Source organism: Solidesulfovibrio sp. DCME (assembly GCF_049995385.1).
Classification (GTDB): domain Bacteria; phylum Desulfobacterota; class Desulfovibrionia; order Desulfovibrionales; family Desulfovibrionaceae; genus Solidesulfovibrio.
The window spans coordinates 464,012-477,382 of record NZ_CP188261.1 but is presented as its reverse complement, the minus strand read 5'-3'; the positions used below and the strand labels follow the sequence as shown (position 1 = coordinate 477,382).

At 68.9% G+C, this 13,371-nt stretch carries 11 protein-coding genes; 7 read left to right on the top strand and 4 right to left on the bottom strand.

The genetic code is table 11. The annotated features are described in order from the left end of the window. Positions 1 to 54: 54 nt before the first annotated feature. The 6 genes from ACP59X_RS02055 (at position 55) to ACP59X_RS02030 (ending at position 8,298) form a co-directional block, all read left to right on the top strand. Positions 55 to 1,233, top strand: coding sequence for a BMP family lipoprotein (locus ACP59X_RS02055; RefSeq protein WP_428564350.1), 1,179 nt, complete (start codon positions 55 to 57; stop codon positions 1,231 to 1,233). 21 nt (positions 1,234 to 1,254) lie between these two features. Then, on the top strand, positions 1,255 to 2,742 hold the full coding sequence (locus ACP59X_RS02050; RefSeq protein ID WP_428564347.1) for an ATP-binding cassette domain-containing protein: 1,488 nt from the start codon (positions 1,255 to 1,257) through the stop codon (positions 2,740 to 2,742). Next, positions 2,739 to 3,779, top strand: a complete 1,041-nt coding sequence (locus ACP59X_RS02045; protein ID WP_428564344.1) for an ABC transporter permease — start codon at positions 2,739 to 2,741, stop codon at positions 3,777 to 3,779. The genes ACP59X_RS02050 and ACP59X_RS02045 overlap by 4 nt, the downstream gene beginning before the upstream one ends. Continuing rightward, a complete protein-coding gene (locus tag ACP59X_RS02040) occupies positions 3,776 to 4,759 on the top strand; it encodes an ABC transporter permease (RefSeq protein WP_428564341.1) in 984 nt (327 codons plus the stop codon). The genes ACP59X_RS02045 and ACP59X_RS02040 overlap by 4 nt, the downstream gene beginning before the upstream one ends. 113 nt (positions 4,760 to 4,872) lie before the next feature. Then, positions 4,873 to 6,780, top strand: a complete 1,908-nt coding sequence (locus ACP59X_RS02035) for a radical SAM protein (protein WP_428564338.1) — start codon at positions 4,873 to 4,875, stop codon at positions 6,778 to 6,780. A 54-nt stretch (positions 6,781 to 6,834) separates the two neighbouring features. Then, positions 6,835 to 8,298, top strand: a complete 1,464-nt coding sequence (locus tag ACP59X_RS02030; RefSeq protein ID WP_428564335.1) for an oligosaccharide flippase family protein — start codon at positions 6,835 to 6,837, stop codon at positions 8,296 to 8,298. 397 nt (positions 8,299 to 8,695) lie between these two features. On the opposite strand, the gene ACP59X_RS02025 is transcribed toward ACP59X_RS02030, so the two are convergent. From ACP59X_RS02025 to ACP59X_RS02010, 4 genes are all read right to left on the bottom strand, one after another. After that, a complete protein-coding gene (locus ACP59X_RS02025; RefSeq protein WP_428564332.1) occupies positions 8,696 to 9,856 on the bottom strand; it encodes a glycosyltransferase in 1,161 nt (386 codons plus the stop codon). 24 nt (positions 9,857 to 9,880) lie between these two features. Next, positions 9,881 to 10,303, bottom strand: a complete 423-nt coding sequence (locus ACP59X_RS02020) for a hypothetical protein (protein WP_428564329.1) — start codon at positions 10,301 to 10,303, stop codon at positions 9,881 to 9,883. 84 nt (positions 10,304 to 10,387) lie between these two features. Beyond that, positions 10,388 to 11,494 carry a glycosyltransferase gene (locus tag ACP59X_RS02015; protein ID WP_428564326.1) on the bottom strand — a complete coding sequence of 369 codons (1,107 nt, stop codon included), beginning with the start codon at positions 11,492 to 11,494 and terminating at the stop codon, positions 10,388 to 10,390. Then, positions 11,494 to 12,711 (bottom strand): radical SAM protein, encoded by a 1,218-nt coding sequence (locus ACP59X_RS02010; RefSeq protein ID WP_428564323.1) that lies wholly within the window; start codon positions 12,709 to 12,711, stop codon positions 11,494 to 11,496. Before ACP59X_RS02010 ends, ACP59X_RS02015 begins: the two co-directional genes overlap by 1 nt. A gap of 155 nt (positions 12,712 to 12,866) precedes the next feature. Here ACP59X_RS02010 and ACP59X_RS02005 point away from each other — a divergent pair, with 155 nt between their 5' ends. Further along, positions 12,867 to 13,310: a universal stress protein gene (locus ACP59X_RS02005; RefSeq protein ID WP_428564320.1), complete on the top strand. Its 444-nt coding sequence runs from the start codon at positions 12,867 to 12,869 to the stop codon at positions 13,308 to 13,310. The last annotated feature ends 61 nt before the right edge of the window (positions 13,311 to 13,371 follow it).

The window sequence follows — 13,371 nt, the reverse complement described above, 5'->3', positions numbered from 1 at the left end:
AACGCGCCCGCTTTTTTTACACTGCCCGCACCGAAACGCCCAAAGGAGAACCGCATGCGCCCTGCCCGCTTCCTCCCGGCGATCCTGGCTTTGTGCCTGGCCTTCGCCGCCTCGGCCCTGGCCGCCGAGACGCCCCTGACCTTCGGCTTGCTGTTGGTGGGGCCCTACAACGACAAAGGCTACAGCCAGGCCCAGTACGAGGGCGGCAAATACATCGAGGCCCACCTGCCCGGCGCCAAGATGCTCTACCTCGACAAGGTCAACCCGGCCGACCGGCCCGGCGTGACCATCCCGCAGGTGGTGGACGACCTGGTGGCCAAGGGGGCGACGCTTATTTTCGCCGGCTCCGACGACATGAAGGACGGCATCCGCGAAGCCGCCGAGCAGCATCCGGAACTGACCTTCGTCCACATTTCCGGCGACGACGTGCTCACGGGCAAGGCTCCCAAAAACCTGGGCAACGTCTTCTCCAAGATGGAATACGCCAAGATGATGGCCGGCTTTGCCGCGGCCATGACCACCAAGACCGGCAAGATCGGCTTTCTGGGGCCGCTGATCAACGACGAGACCCGCCGGCTGGCCGACGCCGCCTACCTCGGCGCGCGCTACGCCTGGGAGACGGTCCGCGGCCAGAAACCCGAGGCCTTGTCGTTCAAGGTCACCTGGATCGGCTTCTGGTTCAACATCCCGGGCGTGACCTCCGACCCCAACCAGGTGGCCGGGTCGTTTTTCGACCAGGGCTACGACGTGGTCATTTCCGGCATCGACACTCCCGAGGCCCTGACCGTGGCCTCCACCCGCCGCAAGGCCGGGGCCGACGTCTACGCCCTGCCCTACGACTTCAAGGACGCCTGCGGCGGCGCGCCCGAGGCCTGCCTGGGCGTGCCCTACTTCAACTGGGGCCCGCCGCTGCTCGGCATCGCCAAGGCCGTGGCCGCGGGCAGCTACAAGCCCGCCTTCGAGTGGCTCGCCCCGGATTTCGCCGCCCTAAACGACCCGGACAAGAGCCCGGTCGGCTTCATGCCCGGCCAGGCCCTGGCCGCCGAGAACAAGAAGGCCCTGGACCAGTTCGTGGCCGACCTGGGCTCGGGCAAGGTGAACCTCTTCGCCGGCCCCCTGGCCTACCAGGACGGCACGGTCTTCGTGCCGGCCGGCCGCACGGCCACGGACAAGGAACTGTGGTTCTGCCCGCAGTTGCTCAAGGGCATGGAAGGCGCCAGCGCCTCGAAATAACGCAAGATTCGGAGTCGCCCCGTGGATGTCGTCCTTTCCCATATCGTCAAGCGCTTCGGGTCGCTTACGGCCAACGACGACGTGAGCCTGACCCTGCGGGGCGGGCGCATCCACGGGCTGCTCGGGGAAAACGGCGCCGGCAAGTCCACGCTCATGCGCGTGCTGTGCGGCCAGCATGCCCCGGACGGGGGCGCAATCGTCGTGGGCGGCGTTGCCCGGTCGCGGCTGACCCCGGACGAAGCGGCGGGCCTTGGCATCGGCATGCTGCCCCAGGACCCGCTGGATTTCCCGCCCCTTCGGGTCTGGGAGAACTTCGCCCTGGGCGGCGGCCCGGTGCTCGGGCGGGCCGAGGCCCGCAGCCGGCTCGGGGCGGTCTGCGACCGCATGGGCTTTTGCCTGCGCCCGGAAGCCGCCGTGGCCGACCTGACCGTGGCCGAGCGCCAGCACCTGGAACTGGCCCGGCTGTTCGACCGCGACGTGCGCCTTTTGATCCTCGACGAGCCGACCTCGGGCATCTCCCCGGCCCAGAAGGAAACGCTGTTTGCCGTGCTGCGGGCCTTCGTTTCCGACGGCCAGCGCCTGGTCGCCCTGGTCACCCACAAGCTCAACGAAGCCAAGGAACTGTGCGACGAGGTCTTCATCCTGCGCCACGGCAGGCTTGCCGGCGCCTTTGCCGCGCCCCTGGACGGCCAGGCCATCCTGTCGGCCATGTTCGGGGCCGAGGTCGCCGCCCTGGCCGAGGCCGCCCCGCCCCCGCCGCCCCGGCCCGTGGCCGCGGCCGCGCCCGTGCTGCGCGCCGAGGGCCTGGTCATCGCCGACGACAAGGCCGTGCTGACCGACGTGAGCCTGGAGGTCCTGCCCGGCGAGATCGTGGGCCTGGCCGGCATCTCCGGCGGCGGCCAGGAGGCGCTGCTGCGCGGCCTGGCCGGCATCGCCCCGTGCGTGGCCGGTTCCCTGGAAGTTTCCGGCAAGGCCCTGGCCGGCAAGCCGGCCACCGGTTTCCTCGCCGCCGGCGTCCACTACCTGCCGGCCGCCCGCATGGAGGAAGGGCTTTTTGCCGGGCTGACCCTGCTCGACCACGTGCGCCTGGCCTTTCCCGACCGGCGCAAGGAGGCGCGGACGATTTTCGCCGAGCGCTGCGTGGGCCGCTTTCGCCTCACCAACACCCCGGACGCCCGGGCCGATTCCCTGTCCGGCGGCAACCAGCAGCGCCTGCTGTTGTCGCTGATCCCCGACGACACCAAACTCCTTTTGGCCGACAACCCCACCCGGGGCCTGGACGCCGCCTCCATCGCCCATATCTGGGACCATTTCCGGGAGCGGGCCGCGGCCGGCGCGGCCGTGGTCTTTTTCTCCGAGGACCTCGACGAACTGCTCGCCCATGCCGGCCGGGTGCTGGTCTTCTACAACCGCGACATGGCCGCCGACCTGCCCGCCGCCAGCCTCGACCCGGCCAAGGTGGGCGACCTCATGACCGGCCGGGCCATGGCCGGGGAGCACGCCGCATGACCGCCCGCCTTGGCCTGCTTCCCCGGGCCGGCTTCGCCGCCCTGGCCGCCCTGGGCGTCACGCTGCTCATCCTCGTCGCCGCCGGCGCGCCGCCGCTTTCCACGCTCGCGGTCATGCTGGACGGCGGCCTGGGCTCCCAGGCGGCCCTGCTGCGCACCCTGGCCGCCTTCACGCCGCTGCTGTTGTGCGGCGCGGCCCTGTGCGTCACCTTCGCCGCCAACCTCTGGAACATCGGCGTGGAGGGCCAGATCACGCTGGGGGCCATCTGCTGCCAGGGCTACCTGCGCGCCGCCGACCCCGGCGGCGGGCTGCCGGCCGCCCTGGACCTGGCCCTGGGCCTCGGGTTCGGCGCCCTGGGCGGCCTGGCCTGGGCCCTTGTTTCCGGCGTGCTGCGCACCCATGGCCGGGTCCACGAGATCTTTTCCGGCCTGGGGCTCAATTTCGTGGCCATGGGCGCCTCGCTGTGGCTCATCCTCGGCCCCTGGAAACGGCCGGGCATGGCCTCCATGAGCGGCACCGAGACCCTGCCCGCCGCCGTATGGCTGCCGGCGCTTGGCGGTCGGCCCATGAGCACCGTCGGGCCGATCCTGGCCGCCATCGCCTTCGCCGCCGTGGCCTGGCTGCTTACGCGCACCTTTTTCGGCCTGACCCTGTCCGCCGTGCGCCAAAACCCCCTGGCCGCCACCCGCCTGGGGCTTCGGCCCAAAGCCCGCATCCTGGCGGCCATGGGCCTCTGCGGCGCCCTGGCGGGACTTTCCGGGGCCGTCCTCGTGGCCGGCCTCTACCACCGGCTCATTCCGTCGATTTCCGGCAACTACGGCTACACCGCCATCCTGGCCGTGTTGCTGGCCTCCGGGAGCCTGCCCGCCCTGCCCCTGGCTTGCCTCTTTTTCGCCGTGCTGACGGTCGGCTCCATCCAGCTGCCCCTGTCGCTGACGCTCGATTCCTCCCTGGCCGGCGTCATCCAGGGCGTGCTCGTGCTGACGCTTTTCGCCGCCCGGCGCGCCTGGCCCAGACACGGCGGAGGGGCAAAATGACCTACGACTACGCCGCCGCCCTTTTTGCCGCGGTGCTCTTTGCCGCCGCGCCGCTGATCCTGGCGGCGCTGGGCGAGACCGTGTCCGAGCGGGCCGGGGTCATCAACCTGTCCATGGACGGCACGGTCCTTTTTGCCGCCATGGCCGCCTTTGCCGTGGCCCGGGCCTGCGGCAACCCCTGGATCGGCCTTGTGGCCGGTGCCGGGGCCGGGGCGCTGGTGGCGCTGGTTCTGGCCGTGTTCGGCCTGCTGCTCGGGGCCTCGGAGCTGGCCGTGGGCTTCGTGCTCACGCTTTTTTGCCGGGAGCTGGCCTATTTCATGGGCCACGGCGTGGCCCGCCAGCCCGGGCCGGACCTCGGCAGCCTGTCCCTGCCGGTCATGTCCGACATCCCGTTTGTCGGCCCGGCGGTTTTCGGCCAGAGCCCGGTGGTGCTTTTAAGCCTCGTGGCCGTGGCGGCCGTGTGGTGGCTGCTCATGCGCACCCGGCCGGGGCTGGTGCTGCGGGCCGTGGGCGAATCGCCCAAGGCGGCGGCCAGCCGGGGCGTGAACGTCAAAAAGGTCCAGTTCCTGTGCTGCCTGGCCGGCGGCGCCCTGGCCGGCCTGGCCGGGGGGGTGTATTCGCTGTCGGTCAAGCCCGGCTGGGGCCATCCGCAGGGCTGCGAGGGCGCCGGCTGGATCGCCCTGGCCATCGTCATCTTCGGCGGCTGGAAACCGGTGCGCGTGGCCTTGGGCGCGCTGTTCTTCGCCGCCATCCAGGTGGCCGGCATCGCCCTCCAGGACGCCCTGCCCGGGCTTTCCGGGGCGCTGTTTCAGATCGCGCCCTTCCCGGTCATGATCCTCACCCTGCTCGTGGTCAACCTGCGCCGCTCCACGGCCTTTCGCGAGGCCGCCCGGCGCGTGCCGCTTCTGGGCCACCTCATGCCCAAAACGGCCGGCGGCGCGCCCGGCGCCGTGGTCGGCGCCCTGGACCGGGGATTTTAGCCGCCCGAGGCCTGCGGCGGCTCGCGCGGTTGCCACTGCCGCCTATTTGCGATAACGCAACGCCGAGTCGCGAGCCAAGCGGCCAAAACCCCCGCAAAACGGACCGGAGCGCCATGAGAAAACGACCGTTGACCCCGGGAACGTATTATCGTTTGCCCTGGAACCTGGCCGACAACGCCATCACCTGGCTTGAGCCCACCACCAAGTGCAACCTCTATTGCGAGGGCTGCTACCGGGAAAACGATCCCGACGGGCACCGGCCGCTCAGTGACGTTATCCGGGAACTGGAGACGGTCAAGAAGCTGCGCCGCACGGACAACATCTCCATCGCCGGCGGCGAGCCGCTGATCTACCCCGACATCGTGCCGCTGGTGCGCTACGTCGCCTCCAAGGGCTGGAAGCCGGTCATCAATTCCAACGGCCAGGCGCTGACCCCCGAACTCGTGCGCGAGCTGTACGCCGCCGGCGTGGTCGGCTTCACCATGCACGTGGACTCCCACCAGAAGCGCCCCGGCTGGAAGGGCGCCACGGAAAAGGACCTGTGCGAACTGCGCCTCAAGCTCGCCGAGATGATCCACGAGCACGGCCAGGGCCAGATCGCCTGCTCCTTTAACGCCACCATCTACCGCGACACCCTGGCCGATATCCCCATGCTCACGCGCTTTGCCCACGAGCATATCGATATCATCCAGACCATGGTCTACATCCTGTTCCGCTCGGCCAGGAAGAAGAACAATTTCGACGTCTTCGTCCACGGCAAGCCCGTGGACGTCGGCGACCTCGTCTACCAGCTCGACCATCAGGAAGACCACCAGGACCTGGTCTCCCAGGAGATCGCCGACGCCATCCGCCTGGCCTACCCCGACCACGAGCCCTGCGCCTATTTAAACGGCACCGAGGACCCCCTGTCCATGAAGTGGCTACTGACGCTTCGGGCCGGCACGAAAGACGAGATCCTCGGCTACCTCGACCCGAAATTCGCCGAATGGACGCAGATTTTCCATCACCTCTTCTTCGGCACCTACCTGGCCTACTCGCGGCCGTGCTGGATGCAGTGGCTGCAAAAGCTGGCCCTGGTGGCGCCATTCAACGGCAGCCTGCGCAAGATCTTCGGCAAGCTGCTTACCAGGCCCAAACTGTGGTTCAAGCCCGTCAACATCCAGTCCATCATGGTCATCCAGCCCTGCGACCTCTTCGACGACGGCCGCCAGAACATGTGCGACGGCTGTCCCGACGCCATCCTGCACGACGGCAAGATGGTCTGGAGCTGCCGGGTGGACGAGTTGGAGAAGTTCGGCGCCTTCATCCAGTGCGCCCCGCGCGGCGGCTGCTGCGGCGGCAAGGCCGCCCCGGCGCCCCAGGCCGCGCCGCAGCCGGAACCTGCCCCCGAGCCCGTCAAGGAGCCCGAACCGGCGCCCGCGCCACAGCCCGAGCCGACGCCGGAACCGCAGCCCGTTCCCGAGCCGCAGCCGGAGCCGACGCCCGAACCCGTTGTCGCGCCCCAGCCGGAACCGGTCGCCCAGCCCGAACCCGAACCGCAGCCTGAGCCTGAACCGGTTCCGGCCCCGCAACCAGAGCCGCAGCCCGAGCCCGAGCCGACGCCGGCCCCGCAACCGGAACCGCAGCCCGAGCCGGCTCCGGCCCCCGAGCAGGCCCCGGCGGCCGGAGCCGTGCCGGCCCCGCGCCAGGAAACCGCGCCGGTAGCCAAGGAAATGCATCAGCCGGCCGTGAAGGTCGACCTCCCGCCGGCGGTCGTCACCCCCGAACCGACGGCCGAGGCGCCAAAGCCCGAACCGGTTGCGCAACCGGCCAAGGCCGTCGCGGCCGAACCCGAACCGACCCCGGAACCGGCCAAGGCCGAGGCGCCCAAGCCGGCCGCACAGCCGGCCCCGGCCGCCGAACCGTCCCCCATCCTGACGGCCAAGCCGACCAAGGCCGCCAAGGCCGAGCCCGCCAAAGCCAAGGCCGCGCCGGCCAAAAAAGCCGGCAAGGCCGCCAAGAAGAAAGCCAAGGCCAAATAGCCGGACCGATCCTTCCCTCCCGGCCGCCCAGGCGGCCGGGAGGGGGAATCCCCCATGCCCAAAGACGTATCCCCTCCGCCCGGCAAAGCCGCCCGCCCGTCCTACGGTATCGTTTCCAAATTCGCCCACCTGGCCGGCGCCCAGTGGATTCACGACGCCCTGCACACCTTCTTCCTCATCTACCTGGCCCGGCTGTCCACCAGCGACTACGGCGAATTCATGGTCGCCTTCGGCCTGGCCTCCATCATCCTGTTTCTGGGCGAATTCGGCCTCAACCAGCCCCTTGTCGCCTCGCTGAGCAAGAAATACAGCCACAAGGGCGACATCCTGGCCCAGTATACGCTCTTAAAAAGCGTGCTGCTGGTCAGCGGCTGGCTGGGCGTGGTGGTCTTCATCTACTGGCAGGGCTACACGCCGGGGCTCAAAAACCTGGTCATGGTCATCTCGGCCGGCGTGGGCCTGGAAGCCATCGCCAGCTCCTTTTTCGTGGCCATCCGGGTGGAGGGGAGGCAGGACCTGGAAGGCCGCATCCGTGTGGTTTCCGGCATCCTCGGCTACGGCTACGCCATCTCCCTGCTGGCAATGGGGGCCGCGCCCCACTGGATCGCTCTCTTTAAGGTCATCGAGAACGTCTCCAACCTGGCCGGCGGCGTCTGGATGGCGCTCAAGAAGACCGATTTCGCCGGGCTGACCCTCAAGCGCAAATCCCTGGCCCGCACCTGGGCCACGGCCAAACACGGCACCACCTTCGTGCTCATGGCCCTGGCCGCCATCCTCTACAACAAGGCCAACCTCTACTTCCTGCAAAGCCAGGGCGGCCCGACCAAGGTGGCCCAGTACAGCGTCACCTGGGAGCTGGTGGACGGCATTTCCATCCTGGTCTCCAACCTGCTTTTGCGCAGCATCCTCTATCCGCTGTTCGTGCGGCTGTGGAAAAGCGACCGCCGCGAGTTCCAGCGGCTGGCCAACAATTCCGTGCGCTGGCTCATCGGGGCCTCCATCCCCATCATGTTCGTGCTTTTTATCGAGTCCGACCGCCTCATCGGGCTCATCTACGGCGGTGCCTACAAGGACGCCATGTGGATGCAGAAGTGGCTGGTGGGCACCATCATCTGCGGTTTCGTCCACAACCTGGCCGCCTACCTCATGATGAGCCAGGGCAAACAACGCCTGCTCCTTTTCATCTACATCGGCGGCCTGGCCGTGAACCTGGCCCTGTGCGCCACGCTCATCCCGACAGATCCGCTGCTCGGGACCTGCCTGGCCATGCTCATCACCAAGGCGGCCGTGGCCGTGACCACCACCAGCTACTGCCAGGCCACCATGCGGGTGATCGACGTCAAATCCATGTGGCGCATCGCGGCGGCCTGCGCCTGCGGCGCGGGGCTCTACTGCGCCACGGCGCCGCTGGGCATCCGCGAGATCCCCGAAGCCCTGGCCCTGGTGCCCTTCATCTACCTGGGCTTCCAGTGGAAAAAGGAACTGGCGGCCCAAAAAGCCCAGGCAGGGACGCGCTGAGGGCGCCCTGGCCGCGCTTTTCCGATCTTTCCATTGCACTTCGAAAATGGCCCTATGCTGCGGAAGGGATTGCGAACCTTCCTCCGGACACGGCCCCCAGTCCATGCCGCCCGGGCAACAAAAAAAGGCCTATAAGCCGGCCAAGAAAAAGCACCGTCACGGCCCGCCCGATCAGGCGCCGGCCTGGGACTACCGCAATCAGCAGCAATAGGGCCTGCGCCGGCAAGGCCCGATTTCCCCGGGCGTTCGCCGGCCTTGCCGCCAAACGCCCGAAGCGATGCGCCGGGGAACCGTATCCCCGCCGACCCGATTCCCCGGCCCGGCGCTTCCGGCCACGTAAAAAAGGCCGCTTGCCAGGCAAGCGGCCTTTGTTCGGTTGCCCGTCCTTACGGTCAGGCTACTTCTGGCGGAACACCCGGGTGACCACCCCGCCCCAGCCGACCTTGTAGGCGATCCCGCGCCAGGACATGGTGTTGGTCGTAAAGGTGCGGCCGAAACACCAGGCCAGCATGGCAAAGGTGGCCGCGTAGCCGCGCAGCCAGGGGAGCACCCCGACCCGACGCGGGCATAACCCCCGGTAGGCCAGGCCCAAGCCCAGGAACGCGGCCCAATAGGCCACGGCGCCAAGGGCCGCCAGGGGGCAGGCCAGCCCGCCCAGCCAGGCCGCAAAAAGCCCCAGGGCCAGCACCGGCGGCGCGGACAGCACGAAAACCGCCAGGATGGACACCAGCCAGCCCGGCGGAATGCAGAATTTCAGGTAGAGCAACTGGCGGGTGAGCCAGCCGTCCCAGCGCGACAGGGACATGCCGGCCATGGGCGTGTCCAGGCAGGCCGCGGCCACGGGCCAGGCGGCCACGCCGAAACGGTGCAGGTGCGGCCCCATGGAGAAGTCGTCCACGATGTTTCGGCCCCAGAGTTCCCGCAACCCAAAACGCTCGAAGGCGGCCCGGGAAATGGCCATGGCCCCGCCCCAGGGCTGGGTGATGGCCCGGATGGGCTGGAGCAGGTGCAGGGCCAGACAGGTGATGGCCATGCCGATGGTGCCGGTCGCCCCGTCGCCGGGCACGATCCGGTGGAAGCCGCTGGTCATGGGCGCGTCGCCCCGGATGATGGGCGCGGCCAGGTTGGTGACGAAATGCCGGTCGGCCAGGTGGCTCGAATCGCAGAAGACGAAGATTTCGGCCGTGGCCGCGGCCCGGATGCCGGCCAGGATGTTGTGGTTTTTCTGGCCGCAGCGCTCGGCCGGGCCGGCGGTGACCATACGCGCGCGCGGGTCGTCGCCGGCCACGCTCGCAACGAGCCCGACGGCCGGGTCATCGGCCGTGGCCGTGGCGAAAACCACCAGGAAATCCGGATAGTCCTGGTCGAGCAGCGAGGCGATGGCCTCGCGCATGCCGGGATGGTCGCCGGTGACGGGCACGATAACGGCCAGGCGCGGACAGGTCTCCGGCCTGGGCTCGGGTCCGGCCCCGCCCAGGACATGGGCGCGGCCAAGCAGGTAGAGCGCCGTCAGGACCGCCAGTTGCACGGCCATGACCGCGAAAACGAAATAGAGCACGGCTCCTCCCGGAAAATGGAAAAATCAGCCCGGCCGACGGCCCCCGGCCGCGGCCGCGCCCTCGACCGGCGCGTTGGGTGCCGGCGCCGGCACCACCTTGGTCGCCTCCAGCTCCAGCTTGCTGCCGCCCTTGGTGGTCAGCACGCCCCGCAGGCAGCCGTCGCGGGCATCGCCCTCGAAGACGTGGCCGCTGCCGTGGACCATGTAGACATGGCCGTTAAAGATCGCCCCGACGACATGATAGATATTGGTTTCACCGGTCATGGCCACCACCACCACCTCGCCCTTGAGGTGGTGGCCGTCCTGTTCCAGCCGGGCCTGCAGGTCGGAACCGTAGAGCGAGCCGCGCCACAGCCCCGACATGTCCGGCTCCCCGGCCAGGGCGCCCAGGGCCGGCACGGCCACGAGCAGCAACGCCAGCAGCACCGGTTGCACGAAAAGCATCATCGTCCGCCCCCTCGCCATGACCATCGATCGCCCCCGAGGCCGATCAGGCGCTTTGTTTGCCGTCGGCAAACGGACAGCCGCCCGTCAGCGCCCGGCCGCTTGGGCCAACACGTTTTCGAAAACGGCTTCGTGACGGCGCACCATCGTTTCCATGGAAAAATGTTCCAGCGCGCGGGCCCGGGCCGCCTGGCCGAAGCGGCGGCGCAGCGCCTCGTCGGCCAAAAGCCGGGCCAGGTTCTCGCCCAGGGCCATGGCCTCGCCGGCCGGAGAGAGCAACCCCGTCTCCCCGGCCACGACCAGGTCGGGCACGCCGCCCACGGCCGTGGCCGCAACCGGGATACCCATGCTCATGGCTTCGAGCAGCACGTTGGGCGTGCCCTCGCGCACCGAGGACAGCACCACGACAGAGGCCTGCTGGAAAAAGGGCCTGGGGTCGGGCGCGGCCGGATAGGTGCGGATGGCGCCGCGCGCCGGGCTGCGCGCGGCCAGGGTGCGCACCCGGGTGCGCAGCGGCCCGTCGCCCACCAGCCACAGTTCGGCCCGGGGGCGCTTGGCCACCGTATGGGCGAAGGCCTGGATCAAGGTCTCGTGGTCCTTGTCCTGGCAAAACCGGGCCAGGCACAGCACCACCTCGCGCACGGGGCGCAGGTCGTCCGGCGGCGGGGCGAAATGGGCCGTGTCCACGCCGTTGGCGATGCAGGTGACGGCCGCCTCGGGCCGGCCCAGGCGCACCAGCTCCCGGCGAAGGGGTTCGCTGTTGACGATGTGGTGGGCGGCCAGGCCCTTGAGAAACCGTTCATGCTGCCTTTTTATGGCCCCGCCGCCCCGGCAGGTGCCGATGACGGCCTTGAGGCCGGCCAGGCGGCCGAACACCCGGCCCCAGATGTTGGGCACGGCGGTCAGCGGCACAAGGAGGTCCGGCGGGTCAGCTTTGAGCTTCCCGCGCAGCGCGCCGAGGGAAGCCAGCCCGACCGTGGGCGCCTCGGCCAGCCAGGCAAGCGCAATGCCGGCCGCCGCCGCCCGGGGGGCGAAATCGCGCAGGCCCGTGAGCATCCAGAACTCCGGGGCGAAACGGTCGCGGTCCAGGCGGGCCGCCAGTTCCAGGGCCTGGCGCTGGGTGCCGCCGAAGGCCAGGTCCTGGAGCAGCATGACCAGGCGGGCCGGGCGGCCCGGACGCGGGGACGCGGGCATCAATACCCCATCAGCCCGCAACAGCGGGTGCACGACGGCATGAGCCCCTCGGTGTGCAGGCTCGCCCGGAAGCGGCGGTAGGCCTCGGAGTTCCACAGCTCGGTGATGGTACTCTCCCGCACGTTGCCCACGATGTAGTCGTGGTAGTCGCGGCAGGGCGACATGTCGCCGTTGGAATCGAGCTCCACGGCCTGGTAGATGGAGATGCAGCGGTTGTAGCCGAAGGTGGCCTCGTGGTTGCTGTAGTATTCCTTGAGGTTGTCCAGGCCGGTGACGTTGGGGATGATGGTGACGGCCGGCTTGCCCAGGCCCTTGGAGCGGCGTTTGACTTCCTTGAGCTGCTTGTCGAGGGTCTCGTAATCCTTGATGGTCCAATCGCCGACCCAGCCCCAATGGAGCTTGGGCGTGAAGCCGAAGCGGCGGGTGAAATCCTCGTCGTGGGCCTTGGCGCTTTTTTCGTCGATCCACCAGGACAGGTAGTAGACGAACAGGTCGACCCGGTCCTTGTAGGCCTCGTAGATGTCCACGAGGTGGTTCACGTTGGCGCTGGAAATGGTGGTCAGCGATGCGACCAGGGGCAGCTTGGTCTTGTGGGCCCGCTTGGCTTCCTGGACGGCGGCCAGGGCGTCCTGGATGACCTTGTGGCTGTCGCCGGTGCCACTGGCCGAGGGGCGGGCGGCGTTTTGGACCGCGGCGCTGTGGCCGTCGATGGAGATCTGGAGCAGGAACAGGGGCGCGGCGGCCAGGCGGTCGGCGGCGGCCACGAGCTTGGTGGCGTTGGTGACGATGGAGGTCGGCATCTTCAGTTCGGTGGCCCGTTCGACGATCTCCAGCCAGCCGTCGTACATGGTCGGTTCGCCGCCCCAGAGGTAGACCGAGGGATGGTGGCCGTGGCGGGCTAGGTCCTCGAGCAGGGCCAGGTAGCGCTCGGGCGAAATTTCCTGTTTCTTGAGGTCCTTGAGGTTTTTGCCGTGCAAAAACCCGTGGTCCCCCCACTGGCCGCAGGTGTGGCAGCGCAGGTTGCACATGTCGGTGATGCGAATGGACAGCTGCCGGATGCTGCGGGCATGGCCCAGTTCGGCCTGGGGATTGAGGGCCGAAAAAAATATCTTCTCTTTTTCCAGAGCCGCCAGCCGGCCGGCCATCCAGGGATAGCGGCCCACCTTGACGGCTTGTTTGATGATCGTATCAAGCGCGACGCTGCTGCGTTTGCTCATGAAGCCTCCAGTGCCGAGTCGGCGACCCTGGCCATACGCCGAAAAGCCGCCTCCTTCAAGCCTTGGCCCCCGGCAGCGCCGGCCCCGCCCTTGCCTGCCGGCCCATCCGGGGATAGATTGAAATCACGGCGGAAAACCCACGGAGGAACGCTCCCATGTCGCCCCAGGTCAAGACCATCCTGCTGGCCGTGGATTTCTCGGAAGCGGCCCAGTACCTGGCCGAATACGCAACCCTCTTCGCCAGGGGCCTCGATGCCCGGCTGCTCGTGCTCTACGTCTCGCCGAGCATGAACCGCTACGCCAGCCTGTACGTGCCCACGGAGAACATCAAGGCCCTGGTGGAACAGATCCTCGAAGGGGCCAACCGGGTCATGGGCGAATTCATGGCCGAGCGCTTCGTGGGCGTCGCGGCCGAGGGCCGGGTGGAATACGGCTATGCCCCGGAAAAGATCCTGGAGACCGCCCGCAAGGTGGCGGCGGACATGATCATCATGGGCACCCACGGCCGGCGCGGCGTGGAGCGCATCCCCTTCGGCTCGGTGGCCGAGAAGGTGGTCAAGACGGCCAGGATCCCGGTCTTGACCGTGCGGCCGGCCTGAGGCGGCCCTCCCCCCGCAACCGGCCACGATGTCGCTCGCGGCGATTGCCCCGAGCCCCCGG